This window comes from Arthrobacter sp. K410C, from assembly GCF_059090105.1.
Genome location: NZ_JBNHFJ010000005.1, coordinates 176000 through 195899 on the forward strand (window position 1 = coordinate 176000; position 19900 = coordinate 195899).

Sequence of the window (19900 nt, forward strand, 5' to 3'; positions counted from 1 at the left end):
CACGCCATGCCGGGCCACCCCTTGCACAGAGGCCGTTGTCCCCGTACGTTGGGGAGCAGCGGGGGACGTTCTCCGCACACTTCGGGCTGATGCCCGGGGAGAGAATCAGAGTCACATGAAGGAATGCAGCCATGGCAACAGGCACAGTTAAATGGTTCAACGCCGAAAAGGGTTTTGGCTTCATTGCCCCCGATGACGGGTCCGCTGACGTTTTCGCCCACTACTCGGCAATCGCCAGCAGCGGTTACCGCTCCCTGGACGAGAACCAGAAGGTCGAATTCGATGTGACCCAGGGCCCCAAGGGCCCGCAGGCAGAGAACATCCGCCCCCTCTAAGGCTTGGGCAACTTCCGGCGCCTGCACCGGAAGCACCCGTCCAGCGGCCCCTCCAGCGAAAGCTGGAGGGGCCGCTGTTTTATGAGGCCTCCCGGCCCGGCCCCTCCGGGAACCCCTTTTTGGGATAATTGGAGCATGGCCGCAGAAGCGCAGGACAAGGATCCCTGGGAAGAATTTGATGCCCTGGGACCTGCCGCGCCGGACCGTGTTCCCGGATACCCCGGCGGTGAACCGCACGGTTTCGGGTTCCGCACGGGAGTGCGCAGCGCCCGGGTTGCCGTCGGCTTCGCAACGTACACCCTGGCGTTGGGCACGGTCCTGGCGCTGACCGGCTGCATTGTTTTTGTTGCCCGGGAGCAGTGGTTGCTGGTGTGCCTGATGCTCCTGATCGAAGCCGTCTTCATCCTCGCTTTCCGCCGCCTGGTGGCCCAGGCCCGCACCCGGTCACCCCGGAACCGCCGCGCCCGCTGAACCTGGCCCGCCCGCCCCTTGACCTTGACGCTGCGTCAACCCCTACGCTCGGACCATGGAAGAAACCACGGCGGAAGCAGCGAAGGACTGGTCCATCCAGGACGTCGCCAGGATGGCCGGCACCACCAGCCGCACCCTTCGGCACTATGACGACATCGGGCTGCTCAAGCCCAGCCGGGTGGGCAGCAACGGCTACCGCCACTACGACGGCGCCGCCCTCCTGCAACTGCAGCGGATCCTGCTCCTTCGCGGACTGGGCCTGGGGCTGCCCGCCATAGCTGAGGTCTTCCAGCAGCAGACGGACGCCGTCAAGGCGTTGACCCGCCACCTGGAGTGGCTGCGGCAGGAGCAGGACCGGCTGTCCCGCCAGATCGCGTCCGTCCGGCAAACACTCGAAACGGTTAAAGGAGGAGGAGAACTCATGGCAGAAGCAATGTTCGACGGCTTCGACCACACACAGTACAAGGACGAGGTTGAGGAGCGATGGGGCAAGGACGCCTATGCGAAGGGGGACTCGTGGTGGCGGGGCATGGACGAAGCGGAGAAAAGGGAGTGGAAGTCACGCTCTGAACGGCTGGGGAAGGACTGGCTGGCCGCGGCCGGATCAGGTGTCCGTCCGGGCAGCCCCGAAGCCCAGGATCTTGCCCGTCGCCACGTTGAATGGCTGATGTCCATCCCTGGCACCCCGGCCGCGGAAAGCGGCGGAGACGTCAAAGGCTACGTCACCGGGCTCGCGGACATGTACGTTGCGGACGCCCGGTTTGCGGCCAACTACGGCGGAGAGACCGGCGCAGGCTTCGTGCGGGACGCCCTGCACGCCTACGCGGACAAGAACCTTTAACAGGGTTTGCTCCCCTTTCGGGAATCGCGGCCGTGAGGCCGGGTCAGGTTCCCGGAGCACCCGTCCGGGGACCGTCATCCCCGCAGCCTGCCTGCGGCCATCACGGCGCCAGCCACTGCCGCCGCGGTGAAGAACCTGCGCCGGGCCGTCCTACTCCGGCCATGCCAGCCGCCGGTCACGGAGCCTTTCCTGATTGATTCCGAAGTACGGTGCAGGTTTCCCGGGGTGACAGAGGCGGACTTGCCGCGGGGCAGCTGCTTTTTGTCCACCTGACGGGCGATGGACGCTTCCACCAGTTTCGGCGTGACCTTGTGTTGCAGGACCAGCAGGCGTGCCACGGGACCTCCCGCCACGGTCTCGCGGCGGGGGTGCTCGATGACGTTGACGATTGCCCTGGCCACGCGTTCCGGCGTGTAGACCGGGGGCAGGGCACGTGCGCGCCGGCCGGTGTAGTTGGCAGCGTGCTGGTAGAACGGGGTGTCGATGGTGGCTGGCAGGACTGTGCACACGTGCACGCCGGACAGTCCTTCAAGTGCCAGTTCCGAGCGCAGGCTGACACTGAGGGACCGGACCGCCGCCTTTGTGACGGAATACGCTGCTGAGTATGGCAATGGGGTTTCGCCAACAACTGAAGCAACATTGACCAGGACCCCCGAACCCTGGGCAGCCTGCCGGGCCAGGGCAGCGCGCGCACCATTCACGTAGCCGGAAATATTCACGTCAAGAACACGCTGGAAATCCGCGGCTGGAATGTCGAGGAGCCGGCCGAATGCGCCCACTGCTGCGTTATTGACCCATACGTCGAGGCGTCCGAACTCCGCCACGGCACGGTCGGCCAGGTTGTCCACCGCTGCCGGATCCGTCACGTCGGTGGCTACGGCAATGGCTTTCGCCCCGCGCTTCCTGCATTCCCGGGCCACCGCCTCAAGGGCCTTGGTACCGCGCGAGGCCAGGACCAGGCAGGCGCCTTTGGATGCGCAGCGAAGCGCTGTGGCCCGGCCAATGCCGCTCGACGCACCGGTGATCACAATGACGGAGTTCTTGACGCGCATCGGGCTTCCCTTCCCGCATCCCCAGGGGAGCAGACAAACAGTAAGTAGGCTTACCTCTTCGATGCTATCGGGGGCGGTGGCCCGGGACAACGCCCTATAGTGGGCACGCAAGCACAAGCGGGACTCAGGTGAAGGCGGAAATCCCGGTGACCGCCCGCCCCACCAGGAGTGAATTGATCTCGTAACTGCCTTCGTAGGTGTAGAGGATCTCGGCATCACCGAACAGCTTGGCCATGCCGTAGTCACCGCTGATGCCGTTGCCGCCCAGCAGCGACCGTCCCATCGCAACTGTTGCCCGGGCCAGCCGCGTGGTGGTGGCCTTGGCCATGGCAGCCTGCGCCATCTCCAGCCGGCCTTCCTCCTGTAGCCGCGCCAGCTGAACCATCAGTGCCAGGGATGCCGAAGCGTTGCCCAGGATGTCAGCGAGTTGCTGCTGGATTAGCTGGAATCCCGCGAGGGGACGGCCGAACTGGTGCCGGCCCAGCGCATAGTCCCGGGCAACGTCGAACGCGGCGAACTGGATGCCGGCGGCCTGCCAGCCCACCCACGCCCGGGAATCGCGCAGGAGTTCTTGGGCGGCTGCAAAGTGGCCGGCCCCGGGGAGCAGGTTGCCGGCAGGGATCCGGACATCCTCCAGCGTGATGTCCGCGTTCTGCATGATGCGCAGTCCAATTTTGTTGGCAATTTTGGTAGCAGTGAAACCGGGACGGCCGGTCTCCACGATGAAGCCCTTGATCTCCTGGTCGGCCTGGTCCCGCGCCCAGACGAGGGCAAAATCGGCGATGGTCCCGGCGCCGATCCAGCGCTTGACCCCGTTGAGGACCCACTCGCCGCCCTCGAGCGTGGCGGAGGTTTCAAGCCCCCGGGAGATGTCCGAACCGTGGCCGGGCTCGGTCAGGGCGAAGGCCCCCAGTGCGGTGAAGCCCCTGAGCCCGGGCAGCCAGCGGCTCTTCTGCTCCTCGGAGCCCAGTTGGCTGATCATGCCCACGATCAGCTCATTGTGGATGCCGGCAACCGCCGAGAGGGAGACGTCGGCGCGGGCCAGCTCCGCGTACATCAGCCCTTTGAACAGGGCGGAGCTGCCATCCACCTGCAGGGCCCCCAGTCCGTGGACGGCCATGTCCTGCAGCAGGCCGAACGGAAACTCCTCGCGGTTCCAGTAGCCGAGGGATGCCGGCCGGACGGATGCCTGCAGAAATTCCCGGGTCCGCGCATAACGTTGCCGTTCTGCAGGCGGAAGGAGTTCCACCACATGGAGCAGGTCCGCGTCCGGAAAGGGCGGCCTGCCGCCATGCTCCTGGGGCTGCACGGAATTCCTCCCTCGCCAAACCGTTGGATGTCCTAGTATATTCACAGGATTTTCCGGAAAGGGGCTATATGGGCACGCATTTGCCCCGCGATCCCATCGCCGAGGCCCGGCGTAACTGGGAGGAGCACGGGTGGGCAGAAGTTGCCGCGCCCATGGCGGCCATCACCGCCGTCATGCGGACGCAGCAGATCCTCCTTGCCAGGATTGAAGCCACCCTCAAGCCGTTCGGCCTCACGTTTGCCCGCTATGAGCTCCTGGCGCTGCTGAGTTTTACGCGGAAGGGATCCCTGCCCATGAAGAAGGCGAGCGCCCTGCTCCAAGTCCATCCGACGTCGGTCACCAACGCCGTGGACCGGCTCGAACGCGCCGGGCTGGTGGCCCGCTCCCCCCACCCGACGGATGGCCGCACCACGCTGATCGCCCTCACCGACGAGGGGCGCAGCCTGGCAAAACGTTCCACGGCTGCGTTAAACAGTGAGGTGTTCAGTGATCCCGGATTCAGCCCCGCGGACGTGGACCTCCTGATCCGGATCCTGGGTGACTTCCGCAGGAATGCGGGCGACTTCGCGGACTGAATGCGGGGGAGCAGCCGGTCAGCGGTTCGCCTTGGCCCGCTTCACCCTCCGGATAACCAGCAGGACCACTGTGACGGCCAGTGCCCCGTACACCGCGTAGTTGAGGAACCGGGAGTACTGCTCGATAAGCCGGTACTGGGTGCCCAGGGCGTACCCCAGTCCGATCAGGGCACCGTTCCACAACCCGCTTCCGGCGAGCGTGTAGAGGCTGAAGGTTCCCAGCGGCATGGCGGAGGCCCCGGCCGGCAACGAAATGAGGCTGCGGACACCCGGAAGGAGCCGGCCGAAGAAGATGGAAGACCGGCCATGGCGGCGGAACCATTCAGCCGCATGCTCGAAATCCTCCCGGTCCACCAGGGGAAGTTTGGACAGCCCGCGGATGGAGCGTTCCAGCCCAAGCTTCGCACCCAGCCAATAGAGGAACAGCGCACCGGCGTAGGCGCCCAACAGGCTGGCGGCAAAGACGAGGAACAGATTGAGGGCCCCCTGCTTGGCAAGGTAGCCCGCCAGCGGAAGGATCACCTCGCTCGGAATGGGTGGCAGTACCGTTTCGGCGAGGGTGAAGGCTCCCACACCCCATTCCCCCAGCCTGTCGATTGCCTGCGCAGCAAAACCCACAACGCCGCCAAGTCCGTCCGCCGTACCCGCCGCCGGTACCCGCATCTGCTTCTCCCCCATTTCCGCTGCAAACTTCCTGCGGTCCTGTCTACCTTACGGCGCTGGGGGAAACCTGACAGCCCGGCAAACCCCCCTATCTCTTGGAGGCGGGCTTTGCCCTCACATGCATCCGTTCGCCCTGCGTGCCGAACAGGCTGAGGAATTCCACCGCCCCGCCGTCAGCCCTGCCGAACCAGTGGGGGATGCGGGTATCGAACTCCGCCGCCTCGCCCGGCCCCAGGACCAGGTCCTGGCTGCCCAGCACCATGCGCAGTTTCCCGTTCAGGACATACAGCCACTCGTAGCCTTCGTGCACCTGCGGACTGGGTTCCTCCAGCCGTCCGGCCGGCAGGATGTGCTTGTAGGCCTGGATACCGCCCGGTTTCCGGGTCAGCGGAATGATGGTCATCCCCCGTGCCTCGATGGGGCGAAGGTGCACACGCGGATCGCCCGTCTCCGGCGCTCCCACCAGTTCATCAAGCGGCACCTGGTACGCCTTGGCCAGGGGCAGGAGCAGTTCGAGGTTGGGGCGCCGCTGGCCGGCTTCGAGCCGGGACAGCGTGCTGACCGAGATTCCGGTGGCCTCCGCCAGCGCCGTCAGCGTGACGTCCCGGCTGACCCGAAGGGCCTTCAGCCGCGGGCCCACGGCCGCCAGGACGTCGTCGAGGTTTTCATCCATCCGTCCATTTTGCCATAACGGCAAACTTGTTTGCGGAACTCAAGGCATGATCGGACCATGGACGCATGACTGAAAACACGCATTCAAGCCCCCGTGATCCCTTCTATGACGTCATTATCGTCGGCGGCGGTGCCGCAGGCCTCAGTGCAGCCCAGATGCTGGGCCGCACCCGCCGTTCCGTGGCCGTGGTGGACAGCGGCGATCCGCGCAACGCGCCCGCGCGCGGCGTCCACGGCTTCCTCTCCCGTGACGGGATCAGCCCGGCAGCCCTGCTGGCCGCCGGACGTGCCGAGGTGGAGGGCTACGGCGGGGTGATCCTCCGCGGTGAGGCAATTGCCGCCACCGGCGACGTGCGGCAGGGCTTTGGGATAACGCTCGACGACGGGAGGCAGATCCGCGGCCGGCGGCTCCTGGTTGCCACCGGCCTGGTGGACGAACTGCCGGAGATTCCCGGCTTGCGGGAGCGGTGGGGCAAGGACGTGCTGCACTGCCCGTTCTGCCACGGCTGGGAGGTGCAGGACCAGGCGATCGGCGTCCTGGGCAACGGGCCGTGGTCCGTGCACCAGGCCCTGCTGTTCCGGCAGTGGAGCAGCAATATCACCCTGTTCCTCAACGAGCGCACCAACCCTTCGGAACCGGAACTCGAACAGCTGGCAGCGCGGGGCGTCAGGGTGGTTGCCGGCGCCGTGGAAACCCTCCGGGTGGAAGGCGACGCCCTGCGCGGGGTGGCACTGGCAGGCGGTCCGGAGGTTGCCCTTGACGCCCTGGTGGTGGGTGCACGGACCTCCGCCCGTGTCCGGGCATTTACCGGCCTTGGCCTGTCCCCGTCACCGCACCCGATGGGAATCGGCGACTACCTTGAGACGGCTGCCGACGGCGCCACGGCGGTTCCCGGCGTCTGGGCCGCTGGCAACGTCACGGACATGAAGGCGCAGGTGCTGGCGTCGGCCGCATCAGCCGCATGGACCGCCGTCGCCATCAACAACCATCTGATGGCGGAGGAAATGGAGCGCGACCTCGCCACCTACCGGGAGTCGCAGGCCCTTACCGGTGTTTGAAAGCCGGCTGGCGCTTCTCCGTGAACGCCGCCATGCCTTCCTTCTGGTCCTCGGTGGCAAACAGGGAGTGGAAGAGCCGGCGCTCGAACAGGACGCCCTGCGCGAGCCCGGTTTCGAAGGCGGCGTTCACGGCTTCCTTAGCCGCCATGGCCACCGGCTTGGACTTGGATGCGATGACCTCCGCGGCTTTGAGGGATTCCGTCACCACATCCTCGGCGGGGACAACCCGGGACACCAGGCCGCTGCGTTCGGCCTCTTCGGCACCGATGAACCTGCCCGTCAGGATCAGGTCCATGGCTTTGGCTTTGCCCAGGGCACGGGTCAGGCGCTGCGACCCGCCCATCCCGGGCAGCACCCCCAGGTTGATCTCGGGCTGGCCGAACTTGGCGTTGTCGCCGGCGATGATGAGATCGCACATCATCGCCAGCTCGCAGCCGCCGCCCAGGGCGAACCCCGATACGGCGGCGATGGTGGGGATGCGCAGCCGGGTGAGGTCCTCCCATCCGCGGAACCAGTCGGCCGCGTACATGTCCATGTAGCCCTGGGCCGCCATCTCCTTGATGTCGGCTCCGGCGGCGAAGGCCTTGCCCGATCCTGTAATCACCACGGCCCCCACTCCGGGGTCCGAATCCATCGCGCTGACGGCGGCGACCAATTCCTCCATGGTGGCCTTGTTCAGCGCATTCAGCGCCTGCGGCCGGTTGAGGGTGACCAGCCCCACCCGCCCCTGCTGCTCCACCAGGATGTTGGCGTACTCCGTCATTCAGGACTCCCGTCGTCGTGCGCTGTTGGTGCCTTTTTCATTGCTGTGCCGGACCCGGCGGTGTTTGGTGGCGCAGCCGCGCCTGGTGCCGCCGGTGCTCCGGCGGCGGATTTTGCCCGGATGTCGGTGATGATCGCCGAGAAGTCCCGGCCGGCACCGCCTTCCGCGGAAAAAGTATCGTAGATCTCGGCTGCCAGCTGCCCCATCCGCCCGGTGACGCCGGTGCTATGCAGGGCGTTGACGGCAAGGTTGAGGTCCTTGGCCATCAGCGCGCCGGCGAACCCTGGCTGGTAGTCGCGGTTGGCCGGACTGGTGGGGACAGGGCCGGGGACGGGGCAGTTGGTGGTCAGTGCCCAGCATTGCCCGGAGGCTGCCGATGCAACGTCGAAGAGCGCCTGGTGGCTGAGTCCCAGCTTCTCCCCCAGGACGAAGGCCTCGCTGACGGCGATCATCGATACGCCAAGGATGAGGTTGTTGCAGACCTTGGCCGCCTGGCCGGCGCCGTGGGCACCGCAATGCACCACCCGTTTGCCCATCACCTCCAACAGGGGCCGGACAGCCTCGAAGTCCGCTTCCTCCGCGCCCACCATGAAGGTGAGGGTTCCCGCCTCGGCTCCCACCACGCCACCGGAAACGGGGGCATCAACGGAGCGGTGTCCTGCCTCGACTGCCAGCCGGGCCGCCTCGCGTGCCTCGTCAACGTTGATGGTTGAGCAGTCCAGGAACATGGTCCCCGGGGCAGCTGCCGCCAACAGGCCGGGCCGGCCATCGGTCCCGCGGTATGCGTCGAGCACCTGCTGGCCGCTCTGGAACATGGTCAGCACCACGTCGGCACCGGCGAGCGTCTCGGTGGCGCCGGCTGCCACCGGAATCTGCCTTGCCCGGGCGGCCTCCAGCGCGGCAGGCACCACGTCGTAGCCGGCCACGGCGTGCCCTGCCGTGACCAGGTTCGCGGCCATGGGAATGCCCATGTGTCCCAGGCCCAGGAACGCCACGGTGTACTTGTCAGGCATGGTCCGTCTCCTTTAACTTCAGGTCTGCCGCAGTGCCCCTGTCCAACGCTGTGCCAAGGTCCAGTTCCCCGCCGTCCAGCGGCTGGAAGAAACGGGCCACATGCTCCGGGAGTACCTCGCCGAGTGTGGGCGGCTGCCAGCGCGGAGTACGGTCTTTGTCCACCACCTGGGCGCGGATGCCCTCCCGGAAGTCAGGGCCGGAGAGGAAGCGCAGGCCCACGCGGTATTCCTCGGCGAGGGCCTCATCCAGCGTCAGGCCCCGGGCCCGGCGCACCGAGTCCAGCGTCACTTTGACCGAGGTTGGCGATTTTGCCTCAATCGCATCCGCGGCCTGCTTGGCCTCCGCTGAGCCGTGGCCATGCCAGGTACGGAGCCGGCGGACAATGTCCCCGGCATCCGGTTCCGCATAGCAGGCGTCAATCCACTCCCGCTGGCCCGCCAGGGCGGAGGGCGGGGCGTCCCCGGCCCAGCGTCCGACGGCGTCTACCGGGCTTTCGCTTTCGAGCGATGCCACCAGGTGGGGCAAACGGGTGGACGGGACGTAATGGTCGGCAAGGCCCAGGTACAGGGCGTCCGGTCCGTCCAGGTGCGCTCCTGTCAGCGCCGCGTGGGTTCCCGTCTCCCCCGGCGCGCGGGCGAGCAGGAAAGTCCCGCCGACGTCGGGGGCGAAGCCAATGGTGGTTTCCGGCATCCCTGTCCTGGTCCGCTCGGTGACCACGCGGACGGAGCCGTGGGCGGAAATGCCCACCCCGCCGCCAAGGACCAGGCCGTCCATGAGGGCCACGTACGGTTTGGGGTAGCGCGCTATCAGGGAGTTCATCCGGTACTCGGCCTGCCAGAAGTCCGCGGTCCGCTTGCCGCCGTGCGGGATGTCCTCGTAGATGGCCACGATGTCCCCGCCGGCGCAGAGGCCCCGCTCTCCGGCGCCCTGGACCAGGACGGTGGCCACGCCGTCGTCGTCCGCCCACGCAGTGAGCTGATGCAGGATCATGCCCACCATGCCGGCGGTGAGTGCGTTGACTGCCCGCGGCCTGTTCAGGGTGATCACCGCCAGCGGGCCCCGCCGCTCGAACAGCACCTCCGGTCCGTCTGGCGCACGTTCCGTCATCAGCTTCCTTCCGGCATGATGAAGCTGGATCCCTGCCGGATTCCGGAGGGCCAGCGTGTGGTGACGGTCTTTGTCTTGGTGTAGAACCGGAAGGCGTCCGCGCCGTGCTGGTTCAGGTCGCCGAAGCCGGACGCCTTCCAGCCGCCGAAGGTGTAGTAGGCCAGTGGCACGGGGATGGGGACATTGACGCCCACCATGCCGACGTCCACGCGGGTGGCGAAGTCCCGGGCAGCGTCGCCGTCGCGGGTGAAGATGGCGACGCCATTGCCGTACGGGTTGTCAGTGCAGAGCCGCAGCGCTTCCTCGTAGCCGGACGCGCGGACCACGCTCAGGACGGGCCCGAAAATCTCTTCACGGTACACCGTCATATCCGGGGTGACATGGTCGAAGAGCGTGGGGCCCACCCAAAAGCCGTCCTCGTAGCCTTCCACAGTGAATCCGCGGCCGTCGGCCAGGAGGGTGGCGCCCTCGTCCACGCCCGCCCCGATGTAGCCCTCGATGCGTTCCTTGGCAGCGGCTGACACCACAGGGCCGAAGTCCGAGTCCGGCGCCATGCTGGAGCCCACCCGGAGTTCCTTGACCCGTTCCTCCAGTTTTTCCACCAGCCGGTCCGCGGTCTCCCGGCCTACCGGGACTGCCACGGAGATGGCCATGCAGCGCTCGCCGGCGGAGCCGTAACCGGAACCGATCAGGGCATCCGCGGCCTGGTCCAGGTCCGCATCCGGCATGACCACCATGTGGTTTTTGGCTCCGCCGAAGCACTGGGCCCGTTTCCCGTGCGCGGCCGCCGTCGCGTAGATGTACCGGGCAATGGGGGTGGAACCAACAAAGCCGACCGCCTTAATCCGCGGGTCTTCGAGGATGGCGTCCACGGCTTCCTTGTCCCCGTTGACCACGCTGAACACGCCGTCCGGCACGCCCGCCTCGCTGTAGAGTTCCGCCAGCCGGAGCGGTACCGAGGGGTCCCGCTCAGAGGGTTTGAGGATGAAGGCGTTGCCCGCCGCCAGGGCCGGGCCGGACTTCCACAGGGGGATCATGGCCGGGAAATTGAACGGCGTAATGCCGGCCACGACGCCGAGCGGCTGGCGGAGCGAATGGATGTCGATCCCGGCCCCGGTGTCACTGGAAAACTCGCCCTTGACCAGGTGGGGAGCGCCGGCGGCGAACTCCACCACTTCCAGGCCGCGCTGGATATCCCCCTTGGAGTCGGCAAGGGTCTTGCCATGCTCGGCGGACAGCAGCCGCGCCAGCTCGTCCATCTGCGAGTTCACCAGGTCCACGAACTTCAGGAGGATCCTGGCCCGCCGCTGGGGGTTCATGGCCGACCACGCAGGCTGCGCCTTCCCGGCGGCGGCTATGGCGTCCTGCACCTCATCCCGGCCCGCCAGCGGAACCCGGGCCTGGACGCGACCGGTGCAGGGGTCGAAGACATCCCCGAACCGTCCGGAGCTCCCCTCCGCATGCCGGCCTCCGACGTAATGGGACAGCTCGCGCACCATGGCTGATGCTCCTTCGCAATGTTCCGGTTTTGTGGCTCAGGTCATCTCTGGTTGCGAATATACTCGGACTTCCAACTAAGTTCCATTAGCCGGACACCCCGCCCGCGGGTACTTCGGAACGCCCCGCCCTGCTTTACCTGCTGCAGTGCAGCCACGGTAAGTTAGGAACTGTGAAGATAGCTACCTGGAATGTAAATTCGCTCCGTGCCCGCGCTGACCGCGTCGAAGCCTGGCTTCAGCGCAGCGACTGCGACGTCCTGGCCATCCAGGAAACCAAGTGCAAGGACGATAACTTCCCCTGGGAACTGTTTGAGCGGATGGGCTACGAGGTGGCCCACTTCGGTGTGAACCAGTGGAACGGCGTGGCCATCGCATCCCGGGTGGGCCTGGAGGACGTCGAACGCACCTTCCTTGACCAGCCCTCGTTCGGCAAGGCCGGAAAGGACCCCGTGCAGGAGGCCCGGGCCATGGCCGCCACCTGCGCCGGCATCCGGATCTGGAGCCTGTACGTTCCCAACGGCCGGTCGCTGGATGACGAGCACATGCCCTACAAACTCAAATGGCTGGAGAGCCTCAAGACGCACGCGCAGGGGCTGGTCGCCGAGAACCCGCAGGCCCAGGTGGCTTTGATGGGCGACTGGAACATCGCACCGTTCGATGAGGACGTGTGGGACATCGACCTGTTCGTGAACAACCGCTACACCCATGTCAGCCCACCGGAGCGTGCGGCTTTCCACGCCTTCGAATCCGCCGGCTTCACCGATGTTGTGCGCCCCTACACTCCCGGCCCCGGCGTATACACCTACTGGGACTACACCCAGCTGCGCTTCCCCAAGCGGGAAGGCATGCGCATCGACTTCGTCCTCGCCTCCCCCGCGCTGGCCAGCCGGGTTATCGGTGCCTCCATTGACCGCGAGGAACGCAAGGGCAAGGGCGCCTCGGACCACGCCCCCGTGCTGGTGGAACTGGCGGACTGATGACGGCCACCTGGACCCAGATAAGGAGACCGCGATGACGGGAAACCTCTACCGGGGCCAGGCAGGCCTGCCTTTTTCCTCCACGCTGCGGGTCTACGAACCGCTGGACGCGTTCCCGGAAGAGCAGCGCGCCGCGATCCAGGCGGCTGGTGCACGCACAGCCTCGCGTGCCGCCGTCGAAAACGCCGAACTGCTCGCCTCGCTCGGGCGCATCACCCGTTCAGGCGGGGACCCGTTTCCCACCGGACGCACCGACCTGGTGCGGGTCACCACGGCCCCGGCTCCCCAGGGCGGAGCGGCCGACGACGGCGCTGACGCCGAGCCGGTGCTGCTGTACTGTCCCAGCCAGCTGGTCCTCCGTGCAGGCCTGGCGGCCAACGCCCTGATGGAGGGAATCCACGGCCCGCTTGCGGAACTGCTGATCCCCGAGGAACAGCGGGACAAGCACCAGGAACGGATCGACCAGGTCAAGGCCCGCGACGGTTCCATCCGGGTGCATACCCGGGCGTCAACCTGGGGGATCCCGTTCAGCTGGTTTTCGCTGTTCATGGAGTCGGACCACAAGGACGTGGTGGAGGCAGCCGGCCGCATCCTCACGGTCCGGGTGTGGGCATCGATCACCGACGCCCTGGAACGTGCCCGTTACGCGGTTGCCAACCTTGCCCTGGCGGCCCCGGACCTGGACATGCTGGACGACCTGGCCCAGCTCACCGAGTGGCTGGAGCAGTTCCATGTGGAATCGATGGTGGAGCTGGACTACGGTGCCGTGGCGGACAAGGTGTATCCGGACGATTCCCCCATGGACATCCGGCTGGGCATCGAATGCCTCGCGGAGGGCGACATGACCGGAGCTGCGGCAGCCTACCGGCGCCTGGCCTCCCGCTGGATCCCCATCCGGCAGTTGGCACGCGCATCCTGACCTTCGTCACGTCCCGGAATGGGCCCTTGTCAGGACGCCGGAATCATGCGGCGGAACGCTTGGCCGGGGGCGGCGCGGTGGTCCGCCGGACGATGAGTTCATGCGGTGCGACGGCGGACTGCACCGACCCCACCTCGCCGTCCAGTTCGTCAAGGAGCATCTTGGTGGCCAGCTCAGCCTGTTCGTCAGGCCGCTGCCCCACGGTGGTCAGCCCCATGGCGTCGGCAAAATCGTGGTTGTCGATCCCCACGACTGACAGTTCCTCCGGCACGCGGACGCCGATGCGTTGGGCCTCGAAGATGACGCCCATAGCCATCTCGTCGGAGGCGCAGAAGATGGCTGTGGGTTTGGCACCGGGACGTGCCCACAGCCGGCGGAAGGCCTCCTGCCCGCTGCGGACCGTGAAGTCGCCCCATTCGTCCCACTCCGGGCGGGTGGGCAATCCGGCGGACGTCATAACATCCTTGAAGGCGAGGATCCGGACCCTGGGAACGTCGAAGTTCAGGTCCGTCTCGTCGTCGCCGTGGAGCAGTGCGATATCGCGGTGGCCCAGATCGATCAGGTGCCGCACGGCTGTGGAGGCGGCGGCGTAGTCGTCAATGCCGATGTAGGCGCACTCCTCGACGTGTCCGCCCACCACCACCAGCGGAATGTCGATTTTCTGCAGGTGGTCCAGCTCTTCATGGGTCAGCGCCATACAGAGGACCAGCAGGGCGTCAATCTGCTTGTAGACCATGGTTTTACTGAACAGCCGCTCCCGGTTGCTGCCGTGGCCGCCGAGGTTGAACAGGGAGAGGTTGTATTGCCGGGCGTGGAGCTCCCGGTCCGCCCCCTCAATGGCTTTCGAAAAGAACCAGCGGCTGACGAACGGGGCCAGCACGCCAATGGTCTTGGTGCGGCCGGTAGCCAGCCCGGACGCGGAAGAAGAGGCCACGTAGCCCAGGTTCCCCGCTACTTCAAGGATCCGTTCGCGGGTGGCCGGCGACACGCGGGGCAGGCCACGGACGGCCCGGGACACTGTGGCAGTCGAGACACCGGCGGCTGCCGCAACGTCCTCGATGCTGACTCCTGAGTGGCCGCCCCTTTGGGATCTTTCTGTTGTGCGTGCCACCGTGTCCCCTCAATAACTCCATGCAGCTTGAAGCTGCCGCTCGCCCTGCGCTGGCCCCCCGAGCCTTCGTATCTTCGCACTCTCCGGCCATGCAGCGTTAAAACCGTGACGGAAATGGCCTTCCGCCGGCTACCTGCGTTCGGGGAGCTTCCGGCGCAAACGGACCATGCCGTACAGCGCCAGGAGCGTGGCCAGCAGCCCCAAGGCCCAGCCGAGTGCGGGCTGCGCAGTCACTTCCATCCAGACGGTGACCACCAGCAGCACCAGGGCCCAAAAACCAAGGAACCCGATGATGATGTCAAAGTCCTCGCCGGACCGGACGCGCCTGCGGTCGCTTCCCGCCCCCGTGGAGCGGGAGCGGGAAGCATCGCCTGTCACTTGACTGCACCCGCCGTCAGGCCGGCCACAATCTTGCGCTGGAACACAAGCACCAGGATCACCAGCGGAATGGTGACGATGGTGCCCGCAGCCATGATGGCCGTGTATGGAATCTGGTTGGGCTGTGCCCCGGCAAAGCTGGCGATGGCAACCGTCACCGGTTGCGTAGCCTCGTTGGACAGCTGGCTGGCGATCAGGAACTCGTTCCAGGAGGAAATGAACGCCAGGATCGCCGTCGTGAAGATTGCTGGCGCGGCCAGCGGCATGATCACCTTACGGAACGCCTGGCCCTGGGTGCAGCCATCGACGCGCGCCGATTCCTCAAGCTCCCACGGCATTTCACGGAAGAAGGAAGTCAGCGTATAGACGGTCAGCGGCAGGACGAAGGAGATGTTAGGGATGATCAGCGCCTGGTAAGTACCCATCCAGCCAATGTTGGTGAACAGCTGGAACAGCGGGGTGATGAGTGCAACGCCCGGGAACATGGAAGCGCCCAGGATGAAGCCCAGCACCAGGAACTTGAACCGGAAGTTCAACCGGGCCAGCGCATATGCGGCAAAGACACCAATGAGCAGCGAGATCGCAGTCACCATGACGCCGATGAAAACGCTGTTAAGCAGCGCCTGGCCGAATCTGTTGCCGAACGAGGTATCGAACGCGGTGGTGAAGTTGTCCAGTGTTACATGTGTTGGCCAAGGCGTGGTGTCGTAGGTGAAACCCACTTCGCGGAAGGCCGTCACCACCATCCAGTAAGCCGGTGCAAGGCACCAGATCAGGATGACTGCAGCACTGATGTACGTCCGGGCACTTGCCCACTTCTCCCGGTTCTGCGCAATCTTGCGGCCTCTGTCCTGCTGCGTCCGCAGATCAGTGGAGGCGGTTGAGGTTGTCATTTCTTCCCCTTACCGGTTGCTCCGCTTTGCTCCACGACGTTGGCTCCAAGGAAGCGGACGAAGATAAACGCCACCAGGAAGATGATCAGGAACGTGATGGTGGACAATGCGGCTGCCGAGTTGAAGCCTTGCCTGATCTGGTTGATCACCAGGATGGACAGCGTGGTGGTGTTGTTGGCACCCTGCGTGAGGATGTAGGGAAGGTCGAACATACGCAGCGCGTCAAGGGTGCGGAACAGGATGGCCACCATCAGGGCTGGCTTCACCAAGGGAAGCGTAATCAGCTTGAACCGTTGCCAGGCACTGGCGCCGTCCACCTTTGCGGCCTCGTAAACATCCGCCGGAATCATCTGGAGACCCGCCAGAATCAACAGCGCCATGAACGGTGTGGTCTTCCAGGTGTCAGCAATGATGACTGCCCATTTGGCCGGCCATTCACTGCCCGTCCAGAGGATGGAGGCGTTGAACAGCTTGTTGACGATGCCGTTGAAGTCGAACATGAACAGCCACAGCTGGGCGGTTACGGCGGTGGGGATGGCCCACGGCACCAGCACGGCCGCGCGGACCAGGCTACGGCCCTTGAAGGTCCTGGCCATGATCATCGCCATCCAGAAACCAAGGATTGTTTCAAAGGTGACGGTGATGACCGTGAAAAGGAACGTGGTCCCGGTAGCGGTCCAGAACTGGCCACCCAAGGTGCCGGGGGGGCAGGCTACAGTGCCGCCGCCGGGAGCGGCACATTGCTGGCCCAGCCAGTTCACATAGTTCTGGATGCCCGCAGGGCCACCTGCGGTGAACAAACCGGTGGCCGGGTCCAGGCCTGCATCCTTCTGGAAAGACATCACGATAGCGCTGATGATCGGATAAACGATCACAATGGCCAACGCGATGATGGTAGGGGCAAGCAGCCACGTGGCCCACTTGCCCTGGCTCAAAATCTGGTTGTCTTCTCCGACGCCCTTGGGTCCATGATGGACCGGGGCGCCGCCCGACGCCGGCTTGGTTGCCGGCGTCGGGCCTAGTTCGGTTGCCATGATTGAGCTACGATCCTGCGCCGGCGGACTCGATGGACTTCTGCATGTCGGACAGCGCGTCCTTAGCGGACTTTTCACCCTTCAGGGCGGCGTAGGCATTCTCCTGGATAGCCTGGGTGACGGCCGGGTAGAACGGGGTGACCGGACGCGGTACCGCGTTCTCGATGGAGGTCTTCAGGACTGGCAGGTACGGCAGCTTGGCAACAAGTTCCTGGTCTTCATAAAGATCGGCAAGGACCGGAGCGAGCGAACCCTGGGTGGCGAAGAACTTCTGCTGCTCTTCCTCGACCAGGAACTTCACGAAGTCACGGGCCGTGGCCTTGTTCTTTGAGTAGACGCTGATGGCGGCATTGTGTCCGCCAAGCGAAGAAGCGCCGGGGCCATCCTCACCCGGAAGTGCAGCCATACCCAGCACGTCCTTCACCTGCGAGGAACCTTCGGTAGTGGCCAGGTTGTAGACGTAAGGCCAGTTGCGGAGGAACAGCAGTTTGCCTTCCTGGAACGCACGGCGGCTCTCCTCTTCCTGGTACGTGATGGCTTCGGCGGGGATGTTGCCGTTTTCAAAAGCCTCCACCAGGTTGTTCAGCCCTTTCTCGGCATCGTCCGTGGTCAGGCTCGGCTTGCCGTCGTCATCCAGGACGGAACCGCCGGCGGAGTTGATTGCTTCGGAAGCGTTGACCGTGAGGCCTTCGTACTGTTTGAACTGGCCCGCGTAGCAGCCGATGTTGTTTTCCTTGGCGATGGAGCACATCCCCATCATTTCGTCCCAGGTCTTGGGAGCTTCCGGAACAAGGTCCTTGCGGTAGTACAGGATGCCACCGTCAGAGGATACGGGGGCGGTGTAGAGCTTGTCCTGGTAGGAGCCTGCTTCGATGGTGGGTTCAAGCATGCCGTCCGTTTCGATGGCCATGTCACCTTCCAACGGCTGGAGCCAGCCACGGGCGGCGAATTCTGCAGTCCAGACAACATCGACGCTGACGACGTCATAGTTTTCGTTCTTCGCCTGGAAGTTCTGGACCAGGTCGTCGTGCTGCTGGTCTGCCTGGTCTGTCTGCTCCTTGAACGTCACCTGTTCATCCGGATGCGCAGCATTCCACTTCTCGAGGAGCGGGCGGACCACATTGCTGTTGTCCTTGCCCTGGACGTAGGTGATGGGACCGCGGCCCTCGAGGTTGGCTTCGGCGTCGCCGCCGCCGCCGCCACCCGTGGTTCCGCCGCCCCCGCCCGCACACGCGGACAGGGTCAGAGCCAGGACACCGGCAGTGGCGGCCGGAAGAAGGAATCTAGGGGTTTTCATTGGCTTGAAGCTCCTCGCTGAGTGACAAGTAAGTCGGCAGTGCGCTTGCTAGGTGAGGTTGATGTGGTGACTGTCACACTAGTAAGGTTGCTGCGTGCAATGCAAGCGTTTACATCAAAAAGTTATCTGAGGGGAACCAAATGTCCAACCTGGCCGTTCCCGCCTTCGGTCACACCCGGCCGGAATGGTGGGCAGACGCCGTCGTCTACCAGATCTACCCGCGTTCCTTCGCAGATGGAAACGGGGACGGCATGGGTGACCTGCGCGGTGTGATGGAACACCTGCCGTATCTTGAGAAGCTGGGAGTGGACGCCATCTGGCTGTCCCCCTTCTATAAGTCGCCGCAGGCCGACGGCGGGTACGACGTGGCGGACTACCGGCAGGTGGACCCGTTGTTCGGGTCCCTCGACGACTTCGATGCAATGTTGCAGGATGCCCACAGCCGGGGCCTGAAGGTCATCGTGGACCTGGTTCCCAACCACACGTCCGATGAGCACGCATGGTTCCAGGAGGCCCTTAAGGCGGCGCCCGGCTCCCCCGAGCGGGACCGCTATATCTTCCGCCCCGGCAAGGACAGCGTGCCGGGGTCCAGTGACGGCAACCGCGCACCCAACAACTGGAAGTCGATCTTCGGCGGGCCGGCCTGGAGCCGCGTGGCCGGGCCGGACGGTTCGCCCGGCGAATGGTATCTCCACCTGTTCGACACCAGGCAGCCCGACCTCAACTGGGAGAACCCCGAGGTCCACGAGGAGATGCGTTCCGTCCTCCGGTTCTGGCTGGACCGCGGCGTGGATGGTTTCAGGGTGGACGTTGCGCACGGCATGGTCAAGGAAAAGGGCCTTCCCGACTGGGACGGCGCGGCGGCCATGGTGGAAGGAACGCACAGCCTGACGCTGCCGCCTGGTGATGCACCGGGGGCACATACCGACGTCGAGGAACCGCACCGTGCCGTCTCCCCGGTCTACCCGCCGTCGCCCTTCTTCGACCAGGAGGGCGTGCACGACATCTACCGTGACTGGCACCGGGTGCTGGCGGAGTACGGCAGCGACCGGATGATGGTGGCCGAAGCATGGGTGGAACCGGCGGAACGGCTGGCCCGCTACGTGCGGCCGGATGAGATGCAGCAGGCTTTCAATTTCGATTTCCTTCTGGCGGGCTGGGATGCCGAGCGCATGGCGGCCGCAATCGAGGCGTCCCTGGCGGCCGCCGCCTCAGTGGGGGCGCCGTGCACCTGGGTGCTGAGCAACCATGACACCGTCCGGCACCCCACCCGGTTCGGGCTTTCCGACCCCACTACTTTTCCCAAAGGCCTGGCCGCGGATGATGAGCAGCCGGACTCCGCCCTGGGACTGGCCCGCGCCCGGGCCGCAACGCTGGTTTCCCTGGCGCTGCCCGGTTCCGCCTACCTGTACCAGGGCGAGGAACTGGGGCTGCCGGAACACACCACGCTTCCGGCCGGCGCCAGGCAGGACCCCACATTTTTCCGGACGAACGGTGCTGAGATTGGCCGGGACGGCTGCCGGGTGCCGCTGCCCTGGGCCGCCGACCTGCCCGGTTACGGCTTCTCGTCCGCGCACAGCCCGGCACGGCCATGGCTTCCGCAGCCGGACAGTTTCGGCCCCCTCGCGGCTGACCAGCAGGAGGGAGAGGAGGGCTCCACCCTGGAGTTCTACAAGGCTGCCCTTGCCTTCCGCTCCGGGCGCAGGCTGGGCCTGGGCACGCTGGAGTGGGATGATATCCACGCTCCGGACGCCGGGCTGCTGGCGTTCCGCAACGGGGATGTCCTGGTCCTCGCAAACATGGGATTTGCATCCGCTCCCATCCCGGCGGGATACCGGGTGGCGCTGGCCAGCGGACCTGTTCCCGCCGAAGAGCTGGCTGCTGTGCGGGAGGTTCCGGTCGACTGCGCTGTCTACCTGGAGCGGGAGTAG

General features: G+C 65.7%; 21 protein-coding genes. 8 read left to right on the plus strand and 13 right to left on the minus strand.

Annotated features, from left to right (window positions below; genetic code table 11):
• The first annotated feature begins 131 nt into the window (after window positions 1-131).
• The 3 genes from AC5RU7_RS10340 to AC5RU7_RS10350 all read left to right on the plus strand — a co-directional run bounded on the left by AC5RU7_RS10340 (window position 132) and on the right by AC5RU7_RS10350 (window position 1647).
• Window positions 132-335, plus strand: coding sequence for a cold-shock protein (locus AC5RU7_RS10340; RefSeq protein WP_013599688.1), 204 nt, complete (start codon window positions 132-134; stop codon window positions 333-335).
• Window positions 336-470: 135 nt separating this feature from the next.
• Window positions 471-806, plus strand: coding sequence for a hypothetical protein (locus AC5RU7_RS10345; protein WP_494010892.1), 336 nt, complete (start codon window positions 471-473; stop codon window positions 804-806).
• Window positions 807-861: 55 nt separating this feature from the next.
• Window positions 862-1647, plus strand: coding sequence for a MerR family transcriptional regulator (locus AC5RU7_RS10350; RefSeq protein WP_494052137.1), 786 nt, complete (start codon window positions 862-864; stop codon window positions 1645-1647).
• A 74-nt stretch (window positions 1648-1721) separates the two neighbouring features.
• Here the strand turns inward: AC5RU7_RS10350 and AC5RU7_RS10355 are convergent, their stop codons facing one another.
• The gene (locus tag AC5RU7_RS10355; protein ID WP_494052138.1) at window positions 1722-2699 is read right to left on the minus strand and encodes an SDR family oxidoreductase; all 978 of its coding nucleotides are present in this window, start codon (window positions 2697-2699) and stop codon (window positions 1722-1724) included.
• Window positions 2700-2823: 124 nt separating this feature from the next.
• Window positions 2824-4008: an acyl-CoA dehydrogenase family protein gene (locus AC5RU7_RS10360; RefSeq protein WP_494052139.1), complete on the minus strand. Its 1185-nt coding sequence runs from the start codon at window positions 4006-4008 to the stop codon at window positions 2824-2826.
• 68 nt (window positions 4009-4076) lie between these two features.
• Between AC5RU7_RS10360 and AC5RU7_RS10365 the strand changes: the two genes are divergently transcribed.
• Window positions 4077-4583, plus strand: a complete 507-nt coding sequence (locus tag AC5RU7_RS10365; RefSeq protein WP_494052140.1) for a MarR family winged helix-turn-helix transcriptional regulator — start codon at window positions 4077-4079, stop codon at window positions 4581-4583.
• Between the two features lie 18 nt (window positions 4584-4601).
• On the opposite strand, the gene AC5RU7_RS10370 is transcribed toward AC5RU7_RS10365, so the two are convergent.
• Both AC5RU7_RS10370 and AC5RU7_RS10375 read right to left on the minus strand, forming a co-directional pair.
• Window positions 4602-5261 (minus strand): DedA family protein, encoded by a 660-nt coding sequence (locus AC5RU7_RS10370; RefSeq protein ID WP_494052141.1) that lies wholly within the window; start codon window positions 5259-5261, stop codon window positions 4602-4604.
• Between the two features lie 73 nt (window positions 5262-5334).
• Window positions 5335-5919 carry a helix-turn-helix domain-containing protein gene (locus AC5RU7_RS10375; RefSeq protein ID WP_494052142.1) on the minus strand — a complete coding sequence of 195 codons (585 nt, stop codon included), beginning with the start codon at window positions 5917-5919 and terminating at the stop codon, window positions 5335-5337.
• Window positions 5920-5984: 65 nt separating this feature from the next.
• Here AC5RU7_RS10375 and AC5RU7_RS10380 point away from each other — a divergent pair, with 65 nt between their 5' ends.
• Entirely contained in the window at window positions 5985-6977 is a 993-nt protein-coding gene (locus tag AC5RU7_RS10380; RefSeq protein ID WP_494052143.1) for an NAD(P)/FAD-dependent oxidoreductase, read from the plus strand.
• Here AC5RU7_RS10380 and AC5RU7_RS10385 read toward each other — a convergent pair.
• From AC5RU7_RS10385 to AC5RU7_RS10400, 4 genes are read right to left on the minus strand one after another with little or no spacing between them, the layout of a single operon-like run.
• A complete protein-coding gene (locus AC5RU7_RS10385; RefSeq protein ID WP_494010900.1) occupies window positions 6964-7740 on the minus strand; it encodes an enoyl-CoA hydratase in 777 nt (258 codons plus the stop codon). The two genes, AC5RU7_RS10380 and AC5RU7_RS10385, sit on opposite strands and share 14 nt — an antisense overlap.
• Window positions 7737-8753 (minus strand): 3-hydroxyisobutyrate dehydrogenase, encoded by a 1017-nt coding sequence (gene mmsB / locus AC5RU7_RS10390; RefSeq protein WP_494052144.1) that lies wholly within the window; start codon window positions 8751-8753, stop codon window positions 7737-7739. Before mmsB ends, AC5RU7_RS10385 begins: the two co-directional genes overlap by 4 nt.
• Window positions 8746-9861: an enoyl-CoA hydratase/isomerase family protein gene (locus AC5RU7_RS10395; protein WP_494010902.1), complete on the minus strand. Its 1116-nt coding sequence runs from the start codon at window positions 9859-9861 to the stop codon at window positions 8746-8748. The genes mmsB and AC5RU7_RS10395 overlap by 8 nt, the downstream gene beginning before the upstream one ends.
• Window positions 9861-11360 (minus strand): CoA-acylating methylmalonate-semialdehyde dehydrogenase, encoded by a 1500-nt coding sequence (locus AC5RU7_RS10400; protein ID WP_494052145.1) that lies wholly within the window; start codon window positions 11358-11360, stop codon window positions 9861-9863. The genes AC5RU7_RS10395 and AC5RU7_RS10400 overlap by 1 nt, the downstream gene beginning before the upstream one ends.
• A 170-nt stretch (window positions 11361-11530) precedes the next feature.
• On the opposite strand from AC5RU7_RS10400, the gene AC5RU7_RS10405 reads away from it, so the two are divergent.
• Together AC5RU7_RS10405 and AC5RU7_RS10410 are read left to right on the plus strand one after the other, a co-directional pair.
• Window positions 11531-12337: an exodeoxyribonuclease III gene (locus tag AC5RU7_RS10405; protein WP_494052146.1), complete on the plus strand. Its 807-nt coding sequence runs from the start codon at window positions 11531-11533 to the stop codon at window positions 12335-12337.
• Window positions 12338-12371: 34 nt separating this feature from the next.
• Window positions 12372-13256, plus strand: a complete 885-nt coding sequence (locus AC5RU7_RS10410) for a DUF8083 family protein (RefSeq protein ID WP_494010905.1) — start codon at window positions 12372-12374, stop codon at window positions 13254-13256.
• Between the two features lie 43 nt (window positions 13257-13299).
• On the opposite strand, the gene AC5RU7_RS10415 is transcribed toward AC5RU7_RS10410, so the two are convergent.
• The 5 genes from AC5RU7_RS10415 to AC5RU7_RS10435 all read right to left on the minus strand — a co-directional run bounded on the left by AC5RU7_RS10415 (window position 13300) and on the right by AC5RU7_RS10435 (window position 17969).
• Window positions 13300-14367, minus strand: a complete 1068-nt coding sequence (locus AC5RU7_RS10415; RefSeq protein ID WP_494052147.1) for a LacI family DNA-binding transcriptional regulator — start codon at window positions 14365-14367, stop codon at window positions 13300-13302.
• A 129-nt stretch (window positions 14368-14496) separates the two neighbouring features.
• Window positions 14497-14745, minus strand: a complete 249-nt coding sequence (locus tag AC5RU7_RS10420; RefSeq protein WP_494010907.1) for a hypothetical protein — start codon at window positions 14743-14745, stop codon at window positions 14497-14499.
• Window positions 14742-15638, minus strand: a complete 897-nt coding sequence (locus tag AC5RU7_RS10425) for a carbohydrate ABC transporter permease (protein ID WP_494010908.1) — start codon at window positions 15636-15638, stop codon at window positions 14742-14744. Before AC5RU7_RS10425 ends, AC5RU7_RS10420 begins: the two co-directional genes overlap by 4 nt.
• Complete coding sequence (locus AC5RU7_RS10430; RefSeq protein WP_494010909.1) at window positions 15635-16672, minus strand: carbohydrate ABC transporter permease; 1038 nt, start codon at window positions 16670-16672, stop codon at window positions 15635-15637. The genes AC5RU7_RS10425 and AC5RU7_RS10430 overlap by 4 nt, the downstream gene beginning before the upstream one ends.
• Window positions 16673-16679: 7 nt before the next feature.
• A complete protein-coding gene (locus AC5RU7_RS10435; RefSeq protein WP_494052148.1) occupies window positions 16680-17969 on the minus strand; it encodes an ABC transporter substrate-binding protein in 1290 nt (429 codons plus the stop codon).
• A gap of 140 nt (window positions 17970-18109) precedes the next feature.
• On the opposite strand from AC5RU7_RS10435, the gene AC5RU7_RS10440 reads away from it, so the two are divergent.
• The gene (locus AC5RU7_RS10440) at window positions 18110-19900 is read left to right on the plus strand and encodes a glycoside hydrolase family 13 protein (protein WP_494052149.1); all 1791 of its coding nucleotides are present in this window, start codon (window positions 18110-18112) and stop codon (window positions 19898-19900) included.

What these genes read in the sequence shown, in the direction of transcription:
- mmsB (WP_494052144.1), bottom strand. Translation starts at nt 8,753, where the DNA reads ATGCCTGACAAGTACACCGTGGCGTTCCTGGGCCTGGGACACATGGGC.
- AC5RU7_RS10375 (WP_494052142.1), bottom strand. Translation starts at nt 5,919, where the DNA reads ATGGATGAAAACCTCGACGACGTCCTGGCGGCCGTGGGCCCGCGGCTG.
- AC5RU7_RS10345 (WP_494010892.1), top strand. Translation starts at nt 471, where the DNA reads ATGGCCGCAGAAGCGCAGGACAAGGATCCCTGGGAAGAATTTGATGCC.
- AC5RU7_RS10380 (WP_494052143.1), top strand. Translation starts at nt 5,985, where the DNA reads ATGACTGAAAACACGCATTCAAGCCCCCGTGATCCCTTCTATGACGTC.
- AC5RU7_RS10440 (WP_494052149.1), top strand. Translation starts at nt 18,110, where the DNA reads ATGTCCAACCTGGCCGTTCCCGCCTTCGGTCACACCCGGCCGGAATGG.
- AC5RU7_RS10370 (WP_494052141.1), bottom strand. Translation starts at nt 5,261, where the DNA reads ATGGGGGAGAAGCAGATGCGGGTACCGGCGGCGGGTACGGCGGACGGA.
- AC5RU7_RS10395 (WP_494010902.1), bottom strand. Translation starts at nt 9,861, where the DNA reads ATGACGGAACGTGCGCCAGACGGACCGGAGGTGCTGTTCGAGCGGCGG.
- AC5RU7_RS10400 (WP_494052145.1), bottom strand. Translation starts at nt 11,360, where the DNA reads ATGGTGCGCGAGCTGTCCCATTACGTCGGAGGCCGGCATGCGGAGGGG.
- AC5RU7_RS10410 (WP_494010905.1), top strand. Translation starts at nt 12,372, where the DNA reads ATGACGGGAAACCTCTACCGGGGCCAGGCAGGCCTGCCTTTTTCCTCC.
- AC5RU7_RS10350 (WP_494052137.1), top strand. Translation starts at nt 862, where the DNA reads ATGGAAGAAACCACGGCGGAAGCAGCGAAGGACTGGTCCATCCAGGAC.
- AC5RU7_RS10430 (WP_494010909.1), bottom strand. Translation starts at nt 16,672, where the DNA reads ATGGCAACCGAACTAGGCCCGACGCCGGCAACCAAGCCGGCGTCGGGC.
- AC5RU7_RS10425 (WP_494010908.1), bottom strand. Translation starts at nt 15,638, where the DNA reads ATGACAACCTCAACCGCCTCCACTGATCTGCGGACGCAGCAGGACAGA.
- AC5RU7_RS10355 (WP_494052138.1), bottom strand. Translation starts at nt 2,699, where the DNA reads ATGCGCGTCAAGAACTCCGTCATTGTGATCACCGGTGCGTCGAGCGGC.
- AC5RU7_RS10385 (WP_494010900.1), bottom strand. Translation starts at nt 7,740, where the DNA reads ATGACGGAGTACGCCAACATCCTGGTGGAGCAGCAGGGGCGGGTGGGG.
- AC5RU7_RS10365 (WP_494052140.1), top strand. Translation starts at nt 4,077, where the DNA reads ATGGGCACGCATTTGCCCCGCGATCCCATCGCCGAGGCCCGGCGTAAC.
- AC5RU7_RS10435 (WP_494052148.1), bottom strand. Translation starts at nt 17,969, where the DNA reads ATGAAAACCCCTAGATTCCTTCTTCCGGCCGCCACTGCCGGTGTCCTG.
- AC5RU7_RS10340 (WP_013599688.1), top strand. Translation starts at nt 132, where the DNA reads ATGGCAACAGGCACAGTTAAATGGTTCAACGCCGAAAAGGGTTTTGGC.